This is a genomic window from Crinalium epipsammum PCC 9333, from assembly GCF_000317495.1.
Classification (GTDB): Bacteria; Cyanobacteriota; Cyanobacteriia; order Cyanobacteriales; family PCC-9333; genus Crinalium; species Crinalium epipsammum.
The window spans coordinates 2,216,697-2,239,474 of the sequence record NC_019753.1; the positions used below are offsets into that span (position 1 = coordinate 2,216,697).

General features: G+C 40.1%; 20 protein-coding genes. 7 read left to right on the forward strand and 13 right to left on the reverse strand.

Going from position 1 to position 22,778, the window contains the following annotated elements; translation table 11 throughout:
* Positions 1-164 precede the first annotated feature (164 nt).
* Both purN and CRI9333_RS24870 read right to left on the reverse strand, forming a co-directional pair.
* Positions 165-815: a phosphoribosylglycinamide formyltransferase gene (gene purN / locus CRI9333_RS09520; protein WP_015202950.1), complete on the reverse strand. Its 651-nt coding sequence runs from the start codon at positions 813-815 to the stop codon at positions 165-167.
* Positions 816-929: 114 nt separating this feature from the next.
* The gene (locus CRI9333_RS24870) at positions 930-1,487 is read right to left on the reverse strand and encodes a type IV pilin-like G/H family protein (protein ID WP_015202951.1); all 558 of its coding nucleotides are present in this window, start codon (positions 1,485-1,487) and stop codon (positions 930-932) included.
* 223 nt (positions 1,488-1,710) lie between these two features.
* On the opposite strand from CRI9333_RS24870, the gene CRI9333_RS09530 reads away from it, so the two are divergent.
* The gene (locus CRI9333_RS09530) at positions 1,711-2,643 is read left to right on the forward strand and encodes a carbohydrate ABC transporter permease (protein ID WP_015202952.1); all 933 of its coding nucleotides are present in this window, start codon (positions 1,711-1,713) and stop codon (positions 2,641-2,643) included.
* 35 nt (positions 2,644-2,678) lie between these two features.
* On the opposite strand, the gene tsaB is transcribed toward CRI9333_RS09530, so the two are convergent.
* Both tsaB and CRI9333_RS09540 read right to left on the reverse strand, forming a co-directional pair.
* A complete protein-coding gene (gene tsaB, locus CRI9333_RS09535; protein WP_015202953.1) occupies positions 2,679-3,338 on the reverse strand; it encodes a tRNA (adenosine(37)-N6)-threonylcarbamoyltransferase complex dimerization subunit type 1 TsaB in 660 nt (219 codons plus the stop codon).
* 135 nt (positions 3,339-3,473) lie between these two features.
* On the reverse strand, positions 3,474-4,022 hold the full coding sequence (locus CRI9333_RS09540; RefSeq protein WP_015202954.1) for an Npun_F5560 family protein: 549 nt from the start codon (positions 4,020-4,022) through the stop codon (positions 3,474-3,476).
* A 460-nt stretch (positions 4,023-4,482) separates the two neighbouring features.
* On the opposite strand from CRI9333_RS09540, the gene CRI9333_RS09545 reads away from it, so the two are divergent.
* Complete coding sequence (locus CRI9333_RS09545; protein ID WP_015202955.1) at positions 4,483-5,922, forward strand: phosphoglucomutase/phosphomannomutase family protein; 1,440 nt, start codon at positions 4,483-4,485, stop codon at positions 5,920-5,922.
* Positions 5,923-6,030: 108 nt separating this feature from the next.
* Complete coding sequence (locus CRI9333_RS09550; RefSeq protein WP_015202956.1) at positions 6,031-6,294, forward strand: LapA family protein; 264 nt, start codon at positions 6,031-6,033, stop codon at positions 6,292-6,294.
* Positions 6,295-6,306: 12 nt separating this feature from the next.
* Here the strand turns inward: CRI9333_RS09550 and CRI9333_RS09555 are convergent, their stop codons facing one another.
* Positions 6,307-6,912 (reverse strand): thermonuclease family protein, encoded by a 606-nt coding sequence (locus CRI9333_RS09555; protein ID WP_015202957.1) that lies wholly within the window; start codon positions 6,910-6,912, stop codon positions 6,307-6,309.
* A 48-nt stretch (positions 6,913-6,960) separates the two neighbouring features.
* Between CRI9333_RS09555 and CRI9333_RS27335 the strand changes: the two genes are divergently transcribed.
* Complete coding sequence (locus CRI9333_RS27335; RefSeq protein ID WP_015202958.1) at positions 6,961-7,116, forward strand: hypothetical protein; 156 nt, start codon at positions 6,961-6,963, stop codon at positions 7,114-7,116.
* Positions 7,117-7,224: 108 nt separating this feature from the next.
* Here the strand turns inward: CRI9333_RS27335 and polA are convergent, their stop codons facing one another.
* Positions 7,225-10,206, reverse strand: coding sequence for a DNA polymerase I (gene polA / locus CRI9333_RS09560; protein WP_015202959.1), 2,982 nt, complete (start codon positions 10,204-10,206; stop codon positions 7,225-7,227).
* Between the two features lie 331 nt (positions 10,207-10,537).
* On the opposite strand from polA, the gene CRI9333_RS09565 reads away from it, so the two are divergent.
* Positions 10,538-11,260, forward strand: a complete 723-nt coding sequence (locus CRI9333_RS09565; RefSeq protein ID WP_015202960.1) for a phosphatase PAP2 family protein — start codon at positions 10,538-10,540, stop codon at positions 11,258-11,260.
* Between the two features lie 80 nt (positions 11,261-11,340).
* Here the strand turns inward: CRI9333_RS09565 and CRI9333_RS09570 are convergent, their stop codons facing one another.
* Positions 11,341-12,285 (reverse strand): cation diffusion facilitator family transporter, encoded by a 945-nt coding sequence (locus CRI9333_RS09570; protein WP_015202961.1) that lies wholly within the window; start codon positions 12,283-12,285, stop codon positions 11,341-11,343.
* Positions 12,286-12,683: 398 nt separating this feature from the next.
* Positions 12,684-13,925, reverse strand: a complete 1,242-nt coding sequence (locus CRI9333_RS09575; protein WP_015202962.1) for an MFS transporter — start codon at positions 13,923-13,925, stop codon at positions 12,684-12,686.
* A gap of 128 nt (positions 13,926-14,053) precedes the next feature.
* Between CRI9333_RS09575 and CRI9333_RS09580 the strand changes: the two genes are divergently transcribed.
* Entirely contained in the window at positions 14,054-14,806 is a 753-nt protein-coding gene (locus CRI9333_RS09580) for a sucrose-phosphate phosphatase (protein ID WP_015202963.1), read from the forward strand.
* A gap of 98 nt (positions 14,807-14,904) precedes the next feature.
* Entirely contained in the window at positions 14,905-15,531 is a 627-nt protein-coding gene (gene ruvA, locus CRI9333_RS09585) for a Holliday junction branch migration protein RuvA (RefSeq protein WP_015202964.1), read from the forward strand.
* 76 nt (positions 15,532-15,607) lie between these two features.
* On the opposite strand, the gene CRI9333_RS09590 is transcribed toward ruvA, so the two are convergent.
* The 5 genes from CRI9333_RS09590 to gcvT form a co-directional block, all read right to left on the reverse strand.
* The gene (locus CRI9333_RS09590) at positions 15,608-17,110 is read right to left on the reverse strand and encodes a HAMP domain-containing protein (protein ID WP_015202965.1); all 1,503 of its coding nucleotides are present in this window, start codon (positions 17,108-17,110) and stop codon (positions 15,608-15,610) included.
* 45 nt (positions 17,111-17,155) lie between these two features.
* Entirely contained in the window at positions 17,156-17,503 is a 348-nt protein-coding gene (locus tag CRI9333_RS09595) for a hypothetical protein (protein WP_015202966.1), read from the reverse strand.
* A 127-nt stretch (positions 17,504-17,630) separates the two neighbouring features.
* Positions 17,631-20,678 (reverse strand): aminomethyl-transferring glycine dehydrogenase, encoded by a 3,048-nt coding sequence (gcvP, locus tag CRI9333_RS09600; protein ID WP_015202967.1) that lies wholly within the window; start codon positions 20,676-20,678, stop codon positions 17,631-17,633.
* Positions 20,679-20,976: 298 nt separating this feature from the next.
* Positions 20,977-21,366 (reverse strand): glycine cleavage system protein GcvH, encoded by a 390-nt coding sequence (gene gcvH / locus CRI9333_RS09605; protein WP_015202968.1) that lies wholly within the window; start codon positions 21,364-21,366, stop codon positions 20,977-20,979.
* Positions 21,367-21,552: 186 nt separating this feature from the next.
* Positions 21,553-22,683, reverse strand: coding sequence for a glycine cleavage system aminomethyltransferase GcvT (gene gcvT, locus CRI9333_RS09610; RefSeq protein WP_015202969.1), 1,131 nt, complete (start codon positions 22,681-22,683; stop codon positions 21,553-21,555).
* Between the last annotated feature and the right edge of the window lie 95 nt (positions 22,684-22,778).

The following is a 22,778-nucleotide window of genomic DNA, read 5'->3' on the forward strand; positions in this document are numbered from 1 at the left end:
CGATTTACCAAAAAAGAGCTTTTCCCCTATTCTGGGCATTGTTAGATAAAAAAGGAGCTCCCCCTAAACCAATGAGCATAAGTGGATAAAATTGATATTTCATCTGCGTTTATCTGCGGTTAATTAAAATTCTGAAACCCCAAAAAATAATTTTGGCAATAATTCTAATATTTTTGAGCCGCTAGAGCGATCGCTTGTGGCAAAATCCGATGTTCTTCCACTTGAATTCGGGCGTGCAGAGTTTCATGGGTATCATTAGGTAAGACTGGCACAGCCGCTTGCATCAAAATTGGGCCACTATCAACTTCTAAACTAACTAGGTGAACGCTACAGCCAGCAATTTTTACTCCAGCTTTTAAGGCTTGCTCTACTGCTCGAACACCTTTAAAACTGGGTAATAAACTAGGGTGAATATTAATCACCTGATTAGGATAAGCGTCAAGTAGTACCTGAGTAATCAGGCGCATCCAACCTGCCATAATTACCCATTCAACATTAAACTGCTGAAAAGTTTGGACTATTTGCTGATCTAAATCTTCGCGGCTGGTAAATTCCCGATGATTATGGAGAATTGCCGGAACACCCCAGCTTTGGGCGCGTTCAGCTACCTTAGCGTTAGGATTGTTGTAGATTACAACTTGAATCTGGGCATTTAGTTGCGAGTCTGCAATAGCTTGTGCGATCGCTTCAAAGTTAGTCCCACTTCCAGAAGCCATAATTCCTAGCTTTATAGGGGAGTTTGTTACAAGTAAATTCGGTGGAACGACAGGCGAAATTAAACTGGGCGTATCAGTTAGTGTTGAATTAAAAATCATTGGGTAATTAAAAGCTAATTAATTATCTAATTAAACTAATTCAAATTGCACACCTTCTGATCAAAAAGACTCTTTATCTACATGAGCAGCTAGAAAATACAGCTAATATAAATATTATTTTACTACCAGACGGGAACCTGCCGGACATTGAACTTGCACTGAACCCTTTTTGGGAGGTTTTGGCATTGCCGGAAGTTTAGATGATGCTGTAACAGTTTCACAAACACCTGAAACGGTCAATTGGTTACGATTAACTGTAGTCACAAACATTGCTGCTGTATAACTTTTAACATCATTTCGCTTTGCTTGAGCAGTCATCATTACTTGGCGAGGCAGTTTTGGGTTAGTAACAATTCGGTAGCGATAATTCTGTGTATCTGGGTTAACACTGGCGCTCAACTGAGCAATACTTGTAGCAAATTTTCCCTTTTGAGCGTAGTAAATTTTTTGGGCTTGGTTGAGATTACGCAAGGTAAGTTTAGGTTCCGATGCTCGCGCCTTATCTACAATTCCGATAGGAAATTGAGCTAGTAGCGGTGGTAGCAAGGCTGTAGCTGTGATAGTTACACCCAACGCACTAACTAGCCCCACAAATATGCTGGATTTAAGCAGCTTGCTAGTTTTTATAAAACTTAATTGTTTAGGGGATAAATTTAAAAAATTGTTACTCATATTAGTGATAACTTTGATGCTAATAAGCTTTGGGTAGTCCATAAAGTTAGAATACCCATACCTCAATATGAAAATGCCAACACCTAATTTAATAAGACTTACGCATAAATCATTCTTGAGGTCAGGGTGGATTTATGTAGATCAATGGTTTGTCAAGATAAATTTGTGGTGCAACCCGCCCCTACAAGCGTAATTTTACTGTTGTCTTGCGTAAGTCCTGTTTATGACTTTTTGGCGTTCTTCTAAAACTGACTTAGTAGATAATCAAGCATTATCGCAGCTTTCCCTCCGCGCCGCGTCTCGTAGAGAAGGAATTGCCGCGTGGATTTTTCTTGCCCCTGCACTGATTTTTTTGGGTACTTTCCTACTGTGGCCGATCGCTTACCTGTTTTATCTCAGCTTTACCACTGGTAGTTTTACCTTAGCAGGTGTCCACTGGGTAGGTGGGAAAAACTACTTGCGTTTACTTTTAACTCCTGACTTTTGGCAAGTTATAACTAATACTGTTTACTTCACCGTTGCCACAGTTATTCCCAGTTTAGTGATCTCTTTAGGACTAGCAGTATTACTAAATCGTTCTTTTGCTTTACGAGGACTGTTACGCACTGCCTTTTTTATTCCTTCTATTACTTCCCTTGTAGCTGCTGGTTTGGGGTTCCGTTGGTTGTTTCAAACTGAAGGTTTTGTTAATTCGCTGCTAAATTTTTTTGGAATTGAATCAATTTCTTGGTTAGGTAGCACGGTTTGGGCAATGCCAGTGCTAATTTTATTGAGCATTTGGAAGCAGTTAGGTTTTAATATGGTAGTTTTTTTAGCAGGTTTACAAGCAATTCCTGTTAATCGTTATGAAGCGGCTGAGTTAGATGGCGCTAATTCTTGGCAACAGTTTTGGCATATTACTCTGCCTGGACTAAAACCTACTTTGGTATTTGTTACTGTTACTACTGCTATTTTTACATTGCGAAGTTTTGAGCAGGTTTATGTAATTACGGGTGGCGGTCCGTTAAATTCTACTAATTTACTGGTTTACTATATTTACGATCAGGCTTTTGCACAATTCGATTTTGGCTACGCTGCTGCTGCTGCAACTGTTTTGTTAGCTGTAACACTATTGCTTGTATATTTACAGTTACAAGTTTGGGCAAAAGATAATTAATAAACAGCATTAACAATATTAAAACCGCACTTCTCCTATTTAATATCTACAGGATGCTGACCGTAGAAAGGCAAAGCTTCTGACCAATGGGGGGAGTTTCCTTGCTGCCATTCAATATAAGCAAGTTCTAGCAAACTGGCGACTGATTCACCTAATCCTATCCCCGATGGAATTTCAATAAGCTGATATGACATTTTCATATTATCTAAAGTTTGTTGCCATGCTTCAGGAGAAATTACTGTATCTGGAAATAACTCATTTAGTTTTAAATTATCGGCTGATACCTGATAAATACCAGTAAATAATTGATTTCTTTGTGCAGGCATTTGGATGGCGATCGCACTATCTAAAATTGTTTCTACTGGCTTTTTCTCCCATGCCAAAGCTGCTAAGGTAGATATCGTAAATAAAGGAATATCTAGCTGTTGTGCTAATGTACGGGCAGTAACTACACCAATACGAGTCCCTGTAAATCCGCCAGGACCTTTTGCTACTGCAATAAACCCTAAATCTGCCCAAGTCTGAGGTGAGATAAAATCAAGTAAATACTGGTGAAAAACATTAGATAAATCTCTTCCCAAATCCCAGGATTGAGTACGAGATTCACCACCAAAATTGCTAATTGCTAAACCTAATTCAGCACTGCTAGTGTGAATACCTAAACCATATTTATTTGCTGCAAGGTTGTTACCCATTAATCACACCACAAAATTTTAATATTGCTCCAGCTAAGTAGGCGGACATAAATACACATAAAACTAAATTCCCCGCCCCAAAATTGGGGGAGGGGCTGGGAGTGGGGTTAAGGGCATCGCTAAATAATTGAAACGTTATAGATTCCCGTAAGTAGGAATGGGTCCAACACTGACGCGATTAAAAGTTGGTAAGTCAATTTTGCCAATATTACGGCTTCTGACAGCTAAACGATAGCTGACGCTACGCAGTTCTGCATGAAGCTGGCGGTTTTCTCGTTGCAGCATTGTCACTCTTTCTTTGAGCGGTACCATCCTTTCTGCAAACTTCTGGCGATAAATTTGGGGCAATTCTTGGACTACTTGTTCTAGCATCCGACTGCGATCGCTCAATTCTTGGACAGATTGCCGTAATTGATGAATCTCACCGTCACGATCAGAAATTTGCTCTTGATAGAACGTTACTTGCTGCTCTACTTCTTGCAGTTGTTCCCGCAGCAGTTTAACTTCTGCTATTTGATGCTCAGAAACCTCTGGCTTGGGCATGAAGGTTGCATTGCCCTTGACAAGTCGAAAGAGTTCTTGAGATAGCTGCTGTACTAGCTGATCTCGCATTTGTAACTCTTCTCGTAGACGAGCAACTTCTGATTGAAGCTTTGGTAGGGTTGGTGTTTCTGTTTTGGTCATAATGGCTCAAGCACTCCAGTCAAGTAATTAATAATCATTTCAATCCCGGACGGCGACACCTACCGGAGCATATAGAAATTACTCTTGCTGCTAATCTACCATCTGCCAGCGTAATTAGCACCTGTCCTATCAACCCCTTTGCGCGATCGCTATTATAAAAATTTATAAATTAGCAAAATGACGGGATGGGGAGATGAGGCTGATCTATCTGCCCCATCAAGTGCCTAACTAAGCGATCGCGTGAAATTGTTACTTAAACTACAAAATTTCATAGTGCGGATTTGGATATATAGCTGTAGCCAGGTAGGTTAGGGCATTTTTTATTACTGAAACCCTTGGTACTAAACGCTTGGAAAAAAGCTGATAACTGATACCTAACCGCTAACTGCTATCAAAGCCAAGGCTCAAAAACGATAGCTGTCCTGTAGTATTGATGTGAAATCGACAGGAAGTGGCATAAATGAGTACAGCCAGCAGTTCACAACAGATTAAGTTTGGCACCGATGGATGGCGCGGAATTATTGCAGATGACTTTACTTTTGCTAATGTCTGTAAGGTTACACGCGCGATCGCAAATTATTTAGAAACCGCTTACTCAAAAGATAGACCTGTTTTAATTGCCTACGATACCCGCTTTTTAGCTGATCAGTTTGCCCATACTGCGGCTTCTGTGCTGGCAGATTTAGGTTGGACGGTACTTGTGACGGATCGCGATTGTCCCACGCCTGTAATCGCTTACAATGCCCGTTTGCTAAATTCTGCTGGGGCGCTGATGTTCACCGCCAGCCATAACCCAGCACCTTATTGTGGGATTAAATATATTCCTGACTACGCGGGACCTGCAACGCCACAAATTACCGATACAATTGTTGCCAATATTGAAGGGGCAACGGATCAGCCTCCAAGTGGTAGCAATCTTGATAAAATTTCTACTTTTGATCCTAAACCAGAGTACTTAAAGTTTATTTACACTCTGATTGATGTTGAGCGGATCAAGAGTGCCAAGCTAAAGGTTAAATATGATGCGCTTTATTCGACTTCTCGTGGCTACCTGGATACTGTTTTAGAACACTGTGGCTGTGAGACAGAATCTTTCCACACCTACCGTGATGTATTATTTGGTGGTGGAATGCCAGAACCCAAGGGAGAACAACTAATTGAGTTAGTTGAAGCGGTGAAGAAAGATCACGCTGATATAGGTTTGGCGACGGATGGAGATAGCGATCGCTTTGGCATTGTTGATGAACAAGGTAATGTTCTCACACCTAACACTGTACTGTTACTTTTAGCCCGTCACCTCAGCAAAAATAAAGGTAAAACAGGGGCAATTGTTCGCACTGTTGCTACTACTCACTTGCTAGATAATTTAGCTGGTAAGTACGGTTTGCAAATCTATGAAACTGCTGTAGGTTTCAAATACATTGGGGAGAAGATGCGCGAAACCCAAGTATTAATTGGTGGTGAAGAATCTGGTGGTTTAAGTGTGATTGGGCATATTCCCGAAAAAGACGGGATTTTAGCAGATATGCTAGTTGCAGAAGCGATCGCTTATGAAGGTAAACCTTTAAGTCAGTTAGTTGCAGAAGCGATCGCGGAAGCTGATGGACCTCTCTACAACAATCGCCTTGATTTACACTTAGAGGAGGCACATAAAGCTGCTGTGCTAGATTCTTTCACCAAGAACCCACCCGCAGAAGTTTCAGGCATCAAAATTAAGGAAGTAGGACGTAAGGACGGTATTAAACTTTACTTAGAAGAAGGAAGTTGGGTGCTGTTGCGTCCATCGGGTACTGAACCTTTGATGCGCGTCTACATGGAAACTAATACTCCTGAAAAATTGGGTCAAATTGCTCAATACATGGAAAGTATGATTGCTGATTTGAAACCAGTGGGAGTGTAGCTGTTAGCAATTAGCTATTAGCTGTTAGCTTTTAGAGGACTTACCCAGAATTTCTATATATAGTAGGGGCGAACGGCCGTTCGCCCCTACAAACTTCAAAATTTCAAGATGAATACATTTACTAACTTACTTACTTCTTTAATTGTGGCTGGCTGGGTGAGTGCGATCGCAATTATTTCTGTGCAAAATTACACCCCAATATCAATCAAGTTTCTGACGTTCCAATCTATTCAAATCCCGATAGGAATTGTGCTAGGTTTTAGTGCGGCTGCGGGAGTAATTGGCGGTGCGATCGCGCCAATTATTTTTCGGGGATATAATTCCCAGAATCAAAATGAGGAATCTAGTGAGGATGATGATGTAGATTTTTGAAGTAGCATTATCTTACTGCTTTGCTTTCGCCTGACGTTGCTCTTTTCTAAACTCCCAAGCAGGGACAAATTTGGAGTCTCCCCAAATACCACGTCGTGCTTGCTTCGCTTCTGCTTCTGCTTGTTTAACAACTGCTGCACTAGGACAATTTTTCAGATAAGGCGTGTAAACCATTGCTAGTCCATCACGAATTAATACTTCTTGTACTAAAGTGCCATTAGGCAGGCGTACTTCGCTTACTTTGCGCCCATAGCGATCAGTATCGGTTACAGTTAATGCTACGCGATCGCTTCCCTGTTCCACAAGTTTTTGTAAACGCTGTTGCGCTTGTACTCCCCATTTAAATTGATTTTTATCTACTGCTTTTTTACTTTGCTTTTCTGCGTTTGAATGTGCAATTTCTGGTGCATCCATACAGGCAAAGCGTACATTAAAATTATTACCACTACTATCAGTTACAGCCAGAGTATCGCCATCACTAACTCGCTTTACAGAATAGGTGGGTGATTTTGTTGTGGAAGGCTTGAACAAGTTTTCACACCCAAGCAAACTTAAGAGCAGGATAAATGCACCTACCCAGATCAGAGGTTGTTGGTTTATTTTCTTTTTGCCAGTCATTATCGCTATCCACTATTAATTAGAATATACTTTCAATTTTTATATTGTATGTCATACAGCGAGTTTAGTTTAGCCAGAGCAAAACAAGAATTAATTTTTGAAACAGTACAAAAAACTGATATTTTCGCCAGCATTCCCGAATTAATAAGCAGTACTTTATTAACAGATACCCTCAGATATAACCTACCCAGTGCTTTAGGTTAGTGAAGTACAAAATTACCCCACCCGTACTGCCCTTACTCTTACTCCCTCCGTTTAATAAAGGGAGGGTTGGGGAGGGGTGTATTAGATTTAAATGCAAAGCGGTGTAATTTACTTTGCTTCCATCCAATTTTGACCAGAACGAATATCAACTACAAGGGGAACCTCTAACTGCACAGCATTTTCCATAGTTGAGCGAATTTTTTGCTGTAGTTCTTCCACTTCCTTTGGTGGAACTTCAAAGACTAATTCATCATGCACTTGTAACAATAAACGTGCTTGATAATTTTGCAATACCTTATGCAGTTTTGCCATTGCAATTTTAATAATATCTGCGCTAGAACCTTGAATTGGGGCGTTAGCAGCAGCGCGTAAAAGTTGTGCGTCAGCTTGCCCTAAACTTTTAATCTCATTAAGATTAATATCATTAGGGTTGCTGCCTTTCTTTTTGCGAAGGCTACCTGCTTCAAAATTAAAGTAGCGCCGACGATGTAAAATAGTTTCAACATAACCATGCGCGATCGCATTTCGTTTCATACTTTCTAAATAATCAAAAACTGCGGGATAACGCTGGTTAAATTTTTCAATAAATTCTTTACCTTCTGAAGCTTTAACTCCAGCTTCTCGCGCAAATCTTTGTGCGCCCATCCCATAGATAACGCCAAAATTGATTATCTTTCCTAACCGACGTTCTTCTGAAGTAATTGTATCTTTTTCAAAAAGTAGCCTAGCGGTGACAGTATGAATATCTTCATTCTGTTTATATGCTGTTACTAAAACTGGTTCTTTGCTAAGATGAGCAAGAATTCTTAACTCAATTTGGGAGTAGTCAGCCGACACCAGCAACCAACCTGGTTCTGGAACAAACCCCTTACGAATTTGCCGACTAAAAGCTGTACGAATTGGAATATTTTGTAAGTTGGGATTAGAAGAAGATAAGCGCCCAGTTGTTGTGCCAGTTTGATTAAAATCAGTATGAACTCTCTGAGTTTTGGAAACCATTAAGGCTGGTAGGGCATCTACATAAGTAGATTTTAATTTAGCAAGAGTACGATATTGTAAAATTAAATCAACAACGGGATGATCGCCTTGCAGTTTCTCTAGTGTGGCAGCATCAGTAGAGTAGCCGGATTGATTTTTACGAGATTTTTTAAAATCTAGTTGGAGTTTTTCAAACAATAATACGCTTAACTGTTTAGGAGAACCAAAATTAAATTCTTCTCCTGCTATCTCATAAGCTTGTTGTTCAATTTTGGTGAGTTCTTTTTCTAGCTGTTCTGATAGCTCATTTAAATATGGGGCATTAATTCTAATACCTGTATATTCCATTTCTGCTAAAACTTCTTCTAGCGGTTGTTCCACTTCTATTAGCAGTTTATGTAGCGTGGGAACTGCTTCTAATTCAGTACGAAGTTTAGAAACTAACCCAAATGTGGTATAAACATCCATTCCGCAGTAGTCAGCGACACTGGGAATATCTATATCACCAATATTTTTACCTTTGGGTACTAAATCTGAGTAAGTTTTAGGAGTAATTTTTAAGTAACGCTGGGATAGTTGAGATAAACTATGGCTATTCTCTGGATTTAATACATAACTAGCCAGCATAGTATCAAAGATAACTCCAGCTAGTTTAATACCTTGAACGCGCAAAACTAAGCGATCAAATTTAGCGTTTTGTAAAGCTTTAGGATAGCGATCGCTCTCTAGTATAGGACGCAATGCCTCTAAAACCGTCGCTTTATCTAAATTTTTGCCAGTTTTATGTCCCACCGGAATATAAGCCATCTCCGTTGGTACACATCCCCAACAACAGCCAATTCCGACTAATTCTGCTATTAATGGATCTAAATCTGTAGTTTCCGTATCCCAAGCTATAGGCGTATCATCGCTAGTATAAGTTTTTAATCGTTTAACTAAAGTATTAAGTTTTTCTTCAGTATCAATAATTTGCGGTTGAATGGGGGAAGCTTTTTCTTGCTGATCATTCTTAGTATCCTCTGCACTGAAAAACCAGAGATCATCTGTCTCTGCTGTTTCTCCTACATCTAAGTATTCTAAGTATGTTGTATCTGACGAAGTATTATTTTTTTCTGTAGTAGGTTCTTCAGATACTTGACCGCCAAAAGCTTGTTGTAACTGTGGGATTTTGCCTAAATAAAATTTAAATTCTAATTTTTCTAATATTGGTTCAAGAGCAGATCTATCAAAACCTCGCAGTTGACAGTCTTCTAAGGTGACATCTAAAGGTAAATCCAGTACTATTTGTGCGAGATGTTGAGAGTCATAAGCTTCTTTTTTAGAATTTTCTAACTTAGTTTTAACTGCGCCTTTGATTTGCTCTAAATTAGCGTAAATTTGCTCAAGAGATCCGTATTCATTCAGCAATTTTACTGCTGTTTTATCACCAATTCCTTTAACACCAGGGATATTATCAGAAGGATCACCGCACAAAGCTTTATAATCTACTACTTGCGCTGGTGTAATGCCTAATTTCTGTTTTACTTCCTCAACTCCCATTTCTACTGGCCCCGCGTTAACGCTACGCTGCCAGAAACTATTACCTAAATATAAAACAGAAATTCCCGATTCTGGATCAACGAGTTGGAACAAATCGCGATCGCCTGTTACAATCTTTACTCGATAACCTGCTGCACTACCTTTAATCGCTAAAGTTCCTAAAACATCATCTGCTTCATAACCTGGTGCGGTTACAATTGGTAAATTAAAAGCCCTGAGCAGTTCTTCAAGATTTTGTCTATCGGTAATAAAATCTTCTGGTGTCTCAGTGCGACCTGCTTTATAGTCAGCGTAAGCTTCGTGACGGAAAGTAGGTTCTCTGGTATCAAATGCGATCGCTAGAGCTTGTGCTTGCTGTGATGTAATTACTTCATAAAGCGACTTAAGGAAACCAAAACACACACTGGTAGGAATACCCATTTTGGTTTTCAAACCGCCATCTCGCCCTTTAGCAAAAGCAAAATAAGAGCGAAATGCTAAAGAGTGACCATCAACCAAAATTAATAGAGGCTGCGTTTGGGAGTCAGATTCAGCAGCTTTGGAGGGGTTAGAAGTAGAGGTAGTGTCAGACATAGCCTTATTTTAGCGGTCTACCTACGCCATTGACTATGATAAAAGCTTTAGGCTGAAACGAATTTACCAGATATTTTTGATATTTAAGCTATTTATACTTCTTCCGTCGGAGATCTTATTCATAGCAAAATAAGTCTCTCCCTAGAGCCATGTTCAGACCTAATAAAGATGTTAATGCTATTTTTACAAACTTTAAATTACTAATAGACATCTCCTTTCAAAGAATGTAGAGACGTTGTATGCAACGTCTCTACAAGGGTTTTAGGTAACGCACCTTTAATTTCTGGGGATGTTAAATGTAATTTTTGTTAATTCATTTAAGAATAAACTAATGTTTCCTAATAACTTAAAACAAATTTTCCAATCTTTTTTAAAATTTTTCAAAGATTTACTAATAGCCCGCCGTAGCTCCTTGTTAGTACTACTAATAGGGGTTTTCTTCCCCCTACAAATTTTTGGGAGTTTAGCAGAAGACGTTTGGGAGAAGCAAGGAGGCTTTCCGTGGGATGTACCTATTCTGTTAGCAGTTCACTCAACTGCCCAACCACAACTAGATGCCTTTGCTTCATTACTAACTAAACTGGGAGTATTTTGGGGAGTATTTCCCGTTGCTATAATCACCGCATTTATATTGCTTATCCGGCGAAAGAAACTCTCCCTAGCTTATTTAGTGACTACATTATTAGGAAGCATTATTATTAACAGAAGCGTAAAAGTATTGTTGCATCGAGTTCGCCCTAATTTGTGGGAGTCACCCGCGCCAGAGTTGGACTATGGATTTCCTAGCGGACACGCCATGTCAAGCATGACTTTAGTTGCAGCCTTAACTGTTTTGACTTGGAATACGAGATGGCGTTGGCTAGTACTGATTGTTGGAGGTTTGTTTGTATTAGCAATAGGCTGGACTCGTTTATATCTTGGGGTTCATTATCCCAGCGATATTCTAGCAGGATGGATGGTTTCTATAGCATGGGCAATTGGAGTAAGTTTATTGATTAAACCAAATTCCACCAAGCAAAAGTCGATAGGTAAGGAAGTCGTCAAAAACCATTAGACATCTCTAGAAAATAACATTATTGTAGAGATGTCTAATGGCACGTCTCTAAATTGCAACGGTTAAATAATGCCCTGACTTCAGCCCTGATAATTGCCAGGATTATTTCTACCTCTGGAGTCGCTAGGAGGTTGCTGCATTAGCACATCTTCTTCGATATAGAAAGTTACTTTAACTGGACCAAAGCGTTCTTGAATTGCTATTTCAATGCGTTCAGCAATTGTGGCAGTAACTTCGCGAAAATCTGGGTGTAAAATCAAATACATTTGCACGTATACCATCCGCCCCACAATGCCCTTAGAGCGGATGCGGTAACAGTGGGTAACGCCTCCCACATGACGGGCAATTTGAGCTAAAACGTCTGGAGCGATCGCACTTTGTTGGACTAATTGCGGTAAGTGCCAATTCAACACTTGCCAATTACTAAACACAGCTAAAATTACCAGCAAAATAGCTAGTAACAAATCGAGCCAAATTACATCCCAAAAAACTGCTGCTAAACCACCCAAAACTAATAGAGATAAACCAACATCTTTGAGGATCTGACCAGCACTGAAACGTAAGCTAGGGCTATTGAGCATTCTAGCTTCGTATAAACCCAGAAAAGCTAAACCCAAGCTAGTTGCTATCATCATCACCAGTACCCCAATCAGGGGTAAACTGGCATTAATAGGAAACGGTAAGTTTGCGCCATCATTAGCAGCGATAAACTGATTAGCTGTCATCCATAACAGATTTATGCAGGCAAAGCCTAAAAATCCTGCTAATAGCAACGTTAATACAGTTTCCCGTTTACCATGACCGTAGATTTCGCGTCCCATTGGGCGGTCAGTTGCACTTGTAGTTAATAAACTTAGTAGGGTGCTAAAGCTACTAATTAGAGTATGCAGTGATTCTGCAAGTACACTAAGCGATCGCGTTGTCCAACCTACTGAAACTTTGACTGACAATACAAACAATGTCAGCCACAGCATAATCAGTAAAACCAGGCGAATTGCCCGATAGCGTTGTGTTACCTCGGTCATCTAAAAAGGTGCTTTCCTGCAAATTCCACCACATTATCGGTCATTTATTAGACATCTCTAAAAATTAAAGTGCGCTATCTAAAACCCTTGTAGAAATATATATAGCAGGTCTCTACATTCTTTTTTGGAGATCTTTCTTAGACTTCTTTGAAAATTAAAGGTGCGTTGTCTAGAACCCTTGTACAGATAGACATAGCAGGTCTATATATTCTTTTTTGGAAAGGTACATTTAGGATTGAATTAGATTTATGTGATTGCGTGTATTCGCTTGACACCTCTTCAGAACATATTTACCTCTGGCATTGCCAACAATTTTGAGATCAAGTTTCCTACAAATAGGTCAATCGGGAGGTAGGGGGGATAACCAATTATCAATGATCAATTATCAGTTCTTACTCTCAGCACTTTTTACTATGAAGGCGTAACATCCGATCAAGGTATTGTAATATCACTATGACTAGGGTGACGCTGGCTGCTAAACATAGCCAGAAACTATGCACTACAAAAGGTGATTGATCTAAAGCCCAACCGCCCAAAGGAGGGCCAACAGCGTATCCTGCTGCCCAGCATAAGGAGTTGATTGATAGGTAAATACCGCGCAGTGATTCTGGTGCGATATCGGCAACTAGGGCAGAAGCCGATGGGTTGTAAGCTGCGGTAGCGATCGCAAATACACCCATACCCAAGATTGCCCAAATTAGTTGTAGGCTGCCAGCAACACCTGTAACCCAAATTAAACAAAATCCTATTGCCCAAAGTATTGCTGAAAAACTTAGAGCTTGAGTATGGCTACGGTGCTTGAGAAACCGGACAATCGGAATTTGTATTCCAATTGCTAAAATCAGATGCAGTGCAAAGATTGCACTAATTATTATTGGTGAAAAGCCTTTTCCTGATGCTTCTACAGGTACAAAATTACTGAAGTATAGGGGGATGGTGCTTTCCATCTGAGCCATGTAGCTCGTAAAAATGACGTTGACTAAAACGTAAACTAATAAAGTGCGATCGCTTAATGCTATTTGCCAATTGTGTAGAGGTTGTTTGTGACCTTTTTTAGGTTTATAGGTTTCTGCGATCGCGGCATATATCACCCCGAAAAATGCCATAAACGAAATTGCATCAACCACAAACAGCGCCCGATAAGCATTTGTTGTGCCAATCAAAACGCCTCCTATAATAATCCCCAATCCTAAACCGATATTATCTCCCAGCCTAGTGAAAGCATAAGCTTCTTTGCGATTGTGATTGTCGGTGAGGTCGGCTACGACTGCTTCCGTTGCAGGCCAGTATAAACCTATCCCAAAGCCCATCAGCAAATTACCCATTACTAAGGTAGAAAAATTACTGGTTTGTGCTAATACTAGGGAAGCGATCGCAGATATCGCTGCTGATAGCAACAATGTACGCTTGCGACCCCACCTAGAATCTGACATTGCACCACTCAGGATGCGACCAATTAATCCAGAAATTGACGCGCTGCCTATAGCAAATCCTACCTGAGTTGCTGATAAACCTACTTGATTGACAAAAAATATCGGCGCATAAAATAACGTAAAGCCGCTACCAATTTGGGATAGTAAACGACCCAGGATTAAAATCCAAACTTGACGATGTAATTGAGGTAGCCAAGATGTAAACAATTAACAATTACCAATTAACAATTATCAATGACCCATGACCCATATTAGTTAAATTAGCTCTCCATATAGGACAATAATTTAGGGACAACACTTCCCTTGCATTTTTTTTGAGTTTACTTTTGGCTGCTATGACCTCCTTCTTGCTTGTAACAGACATAGACAACACTTTAGTCGGCGATGACGCTGCCTTAAAACAACTAAATACCCTGCTAGAACAGCATCGCCAAGAACACGGCACAAAAATTGTTTATGCTACAGGTCGTTCTCCTGTTCTTTATCAAGAAATTAGGGCTGAAAAGCAACTATTACAGCCAGATGCCCTAATTGCCTCAGTAGGCACAGAAGTTTATTTTCAAAATAGTGATCTTCCCGATCAACAATGGAATGAAAAAATTTCTCAAGGATGGGATCGTGAGTTAGTTGTTTCTACTGCCGCCCATTTTGCTGACCTTATTCCCCAATCAGATACAGAGCAACGTCCTTTCAAAGTTAGCTATCATCTCGCAGAACCAGCAGCAGTAGAAGTCTTGCCTCGCCTAGAACTACTACTAAAAGAACGTGATTTAAACGTAAAAACAATCTATAGTGCGGGCTACGATCTTGATATTGTGCCACGCAATGCCGATAAAGGTATGGCTGTACAATTTGTGCGGCAAGTTTGGGACATTGATGCCACGCGCACTGTTGTATGTGGTGACTCTGGAAATGATATCGCGTTATTTAGCGTAGGAAAAGAACGGGGAATTATTGTAGGAAATGCCAAACGTGAACTCCGTCTATGGTATGAAATTAATCCGGCTGAGTATAGATATCTCGCTCAAGCTGCTTGTGCAGGTGGGATATTAGAAGGATTATATTATTTTGGTTTTATCAACAATTAACTAATGAGTAGAAAAAAATCCATAATTAAGGTAATAATTGATCAGTAACTAGGTCATTGGTCATTGATCATTGATCATTGATAATTGGTAATTAATAATTGATCAGCTATCTTAAAGGCACAGTAGCTAGTACCCATAAGCGGAGTAGCAGTCGCACTATTCTAATTTTGGAAGTTAACCAAATAGGGTATGAATTGCAAGTTCCGCCACATCTTACCCAGCAGTTACCAGAAACAGGTGAAGTTCAAGTTTTTACTCATCAGATAATTAGAGAAGAGCAAATCTTACTGTATGGGTTTGCTTCTGCTGCGGAGAGAGATTTATTTCGTCAGCTAGTAACCGTTAGTGGTATTGGCGCACAAATGGCGATCGCACTTTTAGATACACTTGGATTACCTGAGTTAATTCAAGCAATTGTCACTGGTAATATTCGCGCCTTAGTTAAAACTCCAGGTGTCGGTAATAAAACAGCCGAACGAATTGCTTTGGAATTAAAAACTAAGTTAAAAGAATGGCGAAACTTATCTGGAATAGGCACAACGAAAGCTTCGGCTGTACCTGCACCCGCAATTTTAGAAGATGTAGAAATGACTCTACTTGCTTTGGGATATTCTAACGAAGAAGTTGCCCAAGCACTGCAAGCAATTAGCGAAGATGCTTTCATTGCCAAAAGTAAAAATCCTGAAGATTGGATTAGAGGTGCAATTACTTGGCTAAGTGATTAATAAATATATAGCGGTCAGCTATCAGCATGAATTCTGTAAAACTAGCGGCTTAATATAAACAGTTTTAATTTCCCCACTATAGGCTGCCTTCTGACTTCTGACTCCTGACTTCTGAATCCTTCTTTAAAATTGCGCTTTCATCTATATGAGTAACAGTAGTCTCAATTTGAAAGTGTTCAAGGGAAACAAGAAGTTCTTGAGAAATATCTATCACACTAGATAGCTGTTTAGATATTTGTTGAGATTCTTGAGTAGTATTTTTTGCCTTTGATTGCTCTGATTGGATTACCTTAGCTATTTGGCGTGAGTTGGCAATTAAGTCTTTAGTCTCAGGGAGTATAGAACTAACTAAAGTTAAGATACTATTAGATAGCTGCATAATCTTTTCAAGTGCTACCTTGATATATTCCACTTGTTGTGAAACATCTATATCTGTGAGTAGCCCTAATCTAATTTGTTCAGCTTCCGTAAGTGCTGCTGAAACTACCTCTGCTATTTGTCGCGTCTCATTTTCTGCTTGCGTAGAATTTTTAAATATCTGACGAATTAATAAAGCTATTGCCTGTAGGGAATTGAGACTAATCTGTAATTTTCGTGCTTGTTGAAGTGTATCAGCAGATAAACTTTGAACCAAGTTTTCCGAATTTATCGCCTTTTCATTAACTTCAGATGCTGCTTGCCTAGCATTTTGTACAACTGATCGCAGATGATTAACTAAAATGTTAAAATCACCTGCAAGCGCACCTGTGATATCAGGCGTAACCTCAGATTGTACTGTCAAATCACCCGCAGTTGCTTTAACAAAATCTTCTATTAATAATGAAATTCTGCATTGCAAAAATTCATCCTGGGTTGACGTAATTTGTTGCGATTCGTTAAGTTTATTTTCAATAGCACGCACCATAAGGTTAAATTCAGTTGTTAACTTGCCTAATTCATCGGATGAATCAACTGTTGCCTGGGCATTGAAATTACCTTGGGAAACCGCCTGAAACTGAGTTTGCAAATCTTCGCTAACTTGCTGAATTTTCTTATTATTTATTTTCCCTAAACAAAAAGCTGTCCCAAAACCAGTTATCCCTGCTACCAAACCAAGAAGAGAACTAGCTTGAAACAGATAGGGGCGGACATCAGCTTGAATTTTTTCTGCGGTTGTGGAAATTACTAAACAAGATGATGCGGCTACTACTAATGAAGAAACAATACCAACTCCACTAGCAGTAATCCAAATTTTCTGATTGAGTGATGACTTGTGATGAGGTTTAACTTCTCTGTTTGGTTCTATTTGAGCGAGTTGAGAAATTGCGGCACTTTGCTCTAAGGAAAATGGATTATTTATTTCAGATGTTACTATCTGATAATTTAAATTTGATGGCGGCTGCTCAATTTCTGGAAGGGAATCTAAATCGTCAAAATCATCAAAATTATCCAAAGAACTTGAGTCGGCAAATTCTTGGTTTTCTGTGGGGTTACTATTGCTAATAGTATCTTGATGATGGTTGGAAGTATTTGGGGATGAGTTTACAACACCATCTGAAGTGGTTGCTGAAACGCCTTCAAACTCTACTTGTTGTGACATAAATTCATTCATCCATTTTGTAATGTATATTTTCAGGCTATTGAATTATACTTCTCCACTCAAATCACAGCGACCTTCAAAAATTTCATCTTCATAAATTTGGTTAAAGTAATTTCGTAAATAAATGTTATCTCGTTTTTGTTTTTGTGCTTCAATAGTTTTTTTAGCGGCTTTTATTCCCGCTATAGAAAATACTGCATCACATTTCGTTACTGCATTGTCTAACGCTCTTCTATAATTAATGAGTGCAGTATTGTAATCAAATTTTTCTGCGGCTTGTTTGGCAATAAAATAAAAGCGTGTAGATTTTTCAGTTATATGGTTAGCATAACCAACATCTACAAATACTATATTTGCTGCCAAACTTAGGGATATGGCAAGTTTAAAAAACATTTCTTATTTGCCGTTTGTGTATTTGTGTTTAACATACTAATATATAAAATTTTAGGTATGAGTTTACTCAAAATTTCTTAAAGTTTAGCTAGTGATTAGTAAATAGTAACCACTAGCTCTAAAGAGTTTAAACGCTATAAGCATCCATTGGTAGACAAGAGCAAACTAAATTGCGATCGCCATACGCTTGATCAATCCTACCTACTGCTGGCCAAAATTTGTGTTCTCGCACCCCATTAACAGGATACACTGCTTGCTCGCGTGAGTAAGGACGATTCCATTCACTCGCGGTTAAATCTGCTGCTGTATGTGGTGCATTCTTGAGAACGTTGTTTTTTCGCTCTACTTTCCCTGACTCAATTTCTGCTATTTCCTCACGAATAGCAATCATAGCATCGCAGAAGCGGTCTAATTCTTGCTTAGATTCGCTTTCTGTCGGTTCTACCATAATTGTGCCAGGAACAGGCCAAGATACAGTTGGAGGATGGAAACCGTAATCTATTAAACGTTTGGCAATATCATCAACTTCGATTTCGGCAGTTTTCTTGAATTGCCGTAAATCTAAGATACATTCGTGAGCAACTAAACCGTTTTTACCTTGATATAAAACTGGATAGTAAGCTTCTAGTCGTTTGGCGATGTAATTGGCGTTGAGAATTGCTACTTCGGTAGCTTTGGTAAGTCCAGCACTACCCATTAAGGCAATGTACATCCAAGATATAGGGAGAATACTAGCACTACTCCAAGGCGCAGAGGCGATCGCACCTATACCTTGTTCTGTTCCCACCGGAACTACTGGATGATTGGGTAAAAACGGCACTAAATGCGACTTTACCCCAATTGGTCCCATTCCAGGGCCACCACCACCATGAGGAATACAGAATGTCTTATGCAAGTTTAAATGACAAACATCCGCCCCAAAATCAGCAGGACGACATAACCCGACTTGGGCATTCATATTCGCCCCATCCATATAAACTTGTCCGCCGTACTGATGTACAACTTCACAAATTTCTAGAATAGATTCCTCAAATACCCCGTGTGTAGATGGATATGTCACCATCAAGGCGGCTAAATCATCTTTGTGCTTCTCAGCTTTAGCTTTTAAGTCAGCTACATCAATATTGCCTTGTTCATCACAAGCAACAGCAACTACTTTCATCCCCGCCATCACCGCGCTTGCAGGGTTTGTTCCGTGTGCAGATTGGGGAATTAAACAAATATTACGATGAGTATCACCCCGTTGTAGATGATACTGACGAATAACTAAAAGTCCTGCATATTCACCTTGAGAACCAGCATTAGGTTGTAAGGAAATACCTGCAAAACCTGTAATTTCTGCCAACCATTGTTCTAACTGCTGGAACAGAATTTGATAACCTTGAGTTTGTGCCAAGGGGACAAATGGGTGAATTTGGGCAAATTCAGCCCAAGTTATCGGGATCATTTCTGATGTTGCATTTAGCTTCATCGTGCATGAACCTAGTGGAATCATCGCAGTTGTCAAAGATAAATCCTTAGACTGCAAGCGATACATATAACGCAGTAACTCGGTTTCTGAGTGGTACTGGTTAAAGACAGGGTGGGTTAAATAGCTGCTGGTGCGAACAAGACCTGCTTGGGGTGGGTTAATTAGAGGAAAATTAACTGATGCTAATTCTTCAATTGTGAAGGGAACAGTCTTATCTCCTGCGAAGACCTCGAATAAATCAATTAAATCTTGTTTTGAGGTTGTTTCATCTAAAGATATGCCAACTGTATCTTGATCTATTTGGCGGAGGTTTATACGGCGTGCGATCGCACGTTCTAAAATATCTTCCGTACCTGCTACCTTTACCTGCAAAGTATCGAAAAATAATTCCGATTTAATTTCATAACCCAAACGCTGCAACCCTGTTGCTAATACAACAGTTAATTTGTGAATCCTTTCAGCAATTTGCTTCAGTCCTTTTGAACCATGATAAACCGCGTACATACTAGCTGTAATTGCTAGTAAAACTTGAGCCGTACAAATATTACTGGTAGCTTTATCTCGGCGGATGTGCTGTTCCCGTGTTTGCAAAGCTAAACGCAGCGCCGTTTGTCCGTGAACATCTTTAGACACGCCCACCAGTCGCCCTGGAAGTTGTCTTTTATAAGCTTCCTTCGTAGCAAAGTAAGCCGCGTGAGGACCACCGTAACCTAGAGGTACACCAAAACGCTGAGTATTTCCCACAGCAATATCTGCGCCAAATTCTCCAGGTGGTTTTAGCAGCGTTAAACTTAATAAATCTGCTGCTACCGTTACTAAAGCATCTGCTGCATGGGCGCGGTTAATAAAATCTTCGTAATCATAAATAGCGCCATCACTAGCCGGATATTGCAGCAATACACCAAATACTTTTTGCTCAAAATTAAAGGTTTGATGATTACCTACAATTACTTCTATTCCTAGAGGGATGGCACGGGTTTTTATGACATCTATGGTCTGCGGGTGGCAATCTTCGGACACCCAAAACGCTTTTACCTTACTTTTTTCCTTAATTCCATAACTCATGGTCATGGCTTCAGCAGCAGCCGTTCCTTCATCAAGTAAGGAGGCGTTGGCAATTTCCAAGCCTGTGAGATCTATTACCATTGTTTGGAAGTTGAGCAATGCTTCCAAACGCCCTTGAGCAATTTCTGGTTGATAAGGGGTGTACTGAGTGTACCAAGCTGGGTTTTCCAGAATATTACGCCCAATCACAGCAGGTGTGATGCAGTTGTAATAACCCATACCGATGAATGAGCGAAAGAGTTGGTTTTTGGATGCTATATCCTTCAACTCCCCAAGCAACTCAGACTCACTGCGGCTTCCCCCCAAATTTAGCGGTTTATTAATCCGAATAGCTGAGGGAATTGTTTTTTCAATCAAGGATTCCAGGGTGTCACAACCCAATACATCCAACATCTGCTGAACTTCGTCTGCATCTGGACCAATATGCCGTTGGACAAAATTATCTCCATGCGCCAGCCAACTTAGTTCTAACTCAGACGGCTTTTTGGTTTGTGGAGTTATTTTTGCACCATTTGACGGTAAGCCATTACAACTGCCGGAAGCCGTTGTTGCAGTTTCTACTGTCGGTTTTTGAGCAGTATTCAACTCAGAACCGCTCAACTCCAGTGTATTTTGCTCGTAATTTGAAGACTCTAACATAGAAAATTTTGTGGCAAATATGTTTAAACAGGCGTATAGCGAACTACCCCGACTATACAAACGTATAATCGGGGCTTCTAACTTCAATTTTTGGCGATGGCCCTAAGTTGCCCAAAGTTGCTCTGTGAAGGTAGCTACTTCATATTTTGCAACAATTAAGCAGAAATAGCTTTTCAAAACTAGCATTTGTGAATCTTTCGGAATTATTGTGCAAATGTTCACCAATAACATTTTTACTCCTGATCTCCCCTTGCCCCCTCTGCTTCTCTGCCCCTCTGCCCCCTGCTCCCCTGCCTCTTTAATCCCCCTCTACCTGTGCGCGGTATTCACTCGCCGACATCACATCTTCAAGTTCCTCCGAGTCATTAACGCGCACCTTCAGTAACCAACCTTCGCCGTAAGGATCTTCTGTAAGTTGTTCTGGAGTTTCTACCATTACTTCATTGCGCTCTACAACTGTACCAGAGACAGGAGATTTGAGGTCTTCAACAGCCTTAACAGATTCAACATTGCCAAATGTCTCGCCCTTTTCTACTGCATCACCCACATCAGGCAGTTCTAGAAACACAATGTCACCTAGCTGATCTACAGCAAAAGCACTAATGCCTACGGTAGCAATTTCTCCTTCTAAACGCACATATTCGTGGCTATCTAGGTATTTTAAGTCTTCAGGATATTCCAGAGCCATTTTACTTCCTCACTATATTTGCGATCGCGTAGCGACTCCGCAGGAGTATTGCTGACGCGATTAATTATTCTATTGTGCGAAAAAATGGCTTAAATAGTTTATAACTGCAAAACTTTTGGTTGCATAGTAGTGACGTTCAATTTTTGCAACCTTCAAAACTGAAAAATAGCTATACTTATGGCGCGATTATTTAAAAGCTATTCGGCTAGGGGAACGATAAAAAGGCTTTTTAACTACAATAGCCGGGTAAGCTTTGCCACGAATTTCCACTTCTAATTCCTGACCAATTTTAGATAATTGTGTGGGAACATAAGCTAGTGCGATCGCACGTCCTAAAGTTGGCGAAAGTGTCCCGCTAGTTACAACTCCCACCGTTTCCCCTGCCGCTAACACTGAGTAGCCATGACGCGCAATGTAACGCCCTTGCATTTCCAACCCTACTAAGCGTCTTTCTACACCTGCGGCTTTTTGGTGTTCCAGCACAGCACGTCCGATAAAATCACCTTTAGTATCCAGATGAACCAACCAACCTAAACCAGCTTCCAAAGGAGTAGTTGTTTCATCAATATCTTGTCCATAAAGTGCCATTGCAGCTTCTAACCGCAGCGTATCTCTAGCACCCAAACCACAAGGAATAACTCCCGCAGCAAAAAGACTGCGCCATAACTCCACACCCACAGATGGATCTACCATCACCTCAAACCCATCTTCGCCAGTGTAGCCAGTCCTAGCGATAAAAGATGTGTTGCCTAATACATTTGCTTCTATATGAGCAAAAGCATTCAACGTTGCCAAATCTTCTTTAACAAAAGGCTGTAAATAATTTATTGCTTGCGAACCTTGCACCGCAATCAAAACTTTTTCTGAAGATAAATCTTGAAAATTCACCTCAGATGATTTTAAATGTGTCAACAACCAAGCTTTATCCTTATCCTTTGTTCCAGCATTGACAATCAACACCCCTTTTTGCTCACCACCATCTTCACCCTGGTAGTAAAAAATGATATCATCAATAATGCCAGCTTCAGAATTTAGTAAAACGCTGTATTGTGCTTGCCCTGGTTTAAGACGGCTAAGATCTGAAGGTACTAAAACTTGTAGCTTTTCGGTTAACTGTTTGCCTTTAAGAACGAATTTACCCATGTGGGAAATATCAAACATTCCCGCCGCAGTCCGCACAGCCGTATGTTCTTGGGTAATACTTACATATTGAACAGGCATTTCCCAACCTGAAAAAGCCGTCAGCCGTGCTTTTTGCTCTAATGCAAGTTCGTATAGAGGGGTACGGGCAAGTGAAGAAGCGGTTTCGGGTTTCATTGCTTTGGAGTTACAGATTTCCATCTATCAAAAGATGTATTTTTCCATAGTAAGCGATAATCTGTTAACAATTAACAATGACAGACTAAAGTTGA

Excerpts from the sequence above, each read along its gene's own strand:
- CRI9333_RS09545 (WP_015202955.1), top strand. The coding sequence starts at position 4,483 with ATGAGTACAGCCAGCAGTTCACAACAGATTAAGTTTGGCACCGATGGA.
- CRI9333_RS09550 (WP_015202956.1), top strand. The coding sequence starts at position 6,031 with ATGAATACATTTACTAACTTACTTACTTCTTTAATTGTGGCTGGCTGG.
- CRI9333_RS09595 (WP_015202966.1), bottom strand. The coding sequence starts at position 17,503 with ATGTTTTTTAAACTTGCCATATCCCTAAGTTTGGCAGCAAATATAGTA.
- purN (WP_015202950.1), bottom strand. The coding sequence starts at position 815 with ATGATTTTTAATTCAACACTAACTGATACGCCCAGTTTAATTTCGCCT.
- gcvH (WP_015202968.1), bottom strand. The coding sequence starts at position 21,366 with ATGGCTCTGGAATATCCTGAAGACTTAAAATACCTAGATAGCCACGAA.
- CRI9333_RS09540 (WP_015202954.1), bottom strand. The coding sequence starts at position 4,022 with ATGACCAAAACAGAAACACCAACCCTACCAAAGCTTCAATCAGAAGTT.
- CRI9333_RS09555 (WP_015202957.1), bottom strand. The coding sequence starts at position 6,912 with ATGACTGGCAAAAAGAAAATAAACCAACAACCTCTGATCTGGGTAGGT.
- gcvT (WP_015202969.1), bottom strand. The coding sequence starts at position 22,683 with ATGAAACCCGAAACCGCTTCTTCACTTGCCCGTACCCCTCTATACGAA.
- polA (WP_015202959.1), bottom strand. The coding sequence starts at position 10,206 with ATGTCTGACACTACCTCTACTTCTAACCCCTCCAAAGCTGCTGAATCT.
- CRI9333_RS24870 (WP_015202951.1), bottom strand. The coding sequence starts at position 1,487 with ATGAGTAACAATTTTTTAAATTTATCCCCTAAACAATTAAGTTTTATA.
- gcvP (WP_015202967.1), bottom strand. The coding sequence starts at position 20,678 with ATGTTAGAGTCTTCAAATTACGAGCAAAATACACTGGAGTTGAGCGGT.
- CRI9333_RS09570 (WP_015202961.1), bottom strand. The coding sequence starts at position 12,285 with ATGACCGAGGTAACACAACGCTATCGGGCAATTCGCCTGGTTTTACTG.
- CRI9333_RS09565 (WP_015202960.1), top strand. The coding sequence starts at position 10,538 with ATGTTTCCTAATAACTTAAAACAAATTTTCCAATCTTTTTTAAAATTT.
- tsaB (WP_015202953.1), bottom strand. The coding sequence starts at position 3,338 with ATGGGTAACAACCTTGCAGCAAATAAATATGGTTTAGGTATTCACACT.
- CRI9333_RS09530 (WP_015202952.1), top strand. The coding sequence starts at position 1,711 with ATGACTTTTTGGCGTTCTTCTAAAACTGACTTAGTAGATAATCAAGCA.
- CRI9333_RS09580 (WP_015202963.1), top strand. The coding sequence starts at position 14,054 with ATGACCTCCTTCTTGCTTGTAACAGACATAGACAACACTTTAGTCGGC.
- CRI9333_RS09590 (WP_015202965.1), bottom strand. The coding sequence starts at position 17,110 with ATGTCACAACAAGTAGAGTTTGAAGGCGTTTCAGCAACCACTTCAGAT.
- CRI9333_RS27335 (WP_015202958.1), top strand. The coding sequence starts at position 6,961 with ATGTCATACAGCGAGTTTAGTTTAGCCAGAGCAAAACAAGAATTAATT.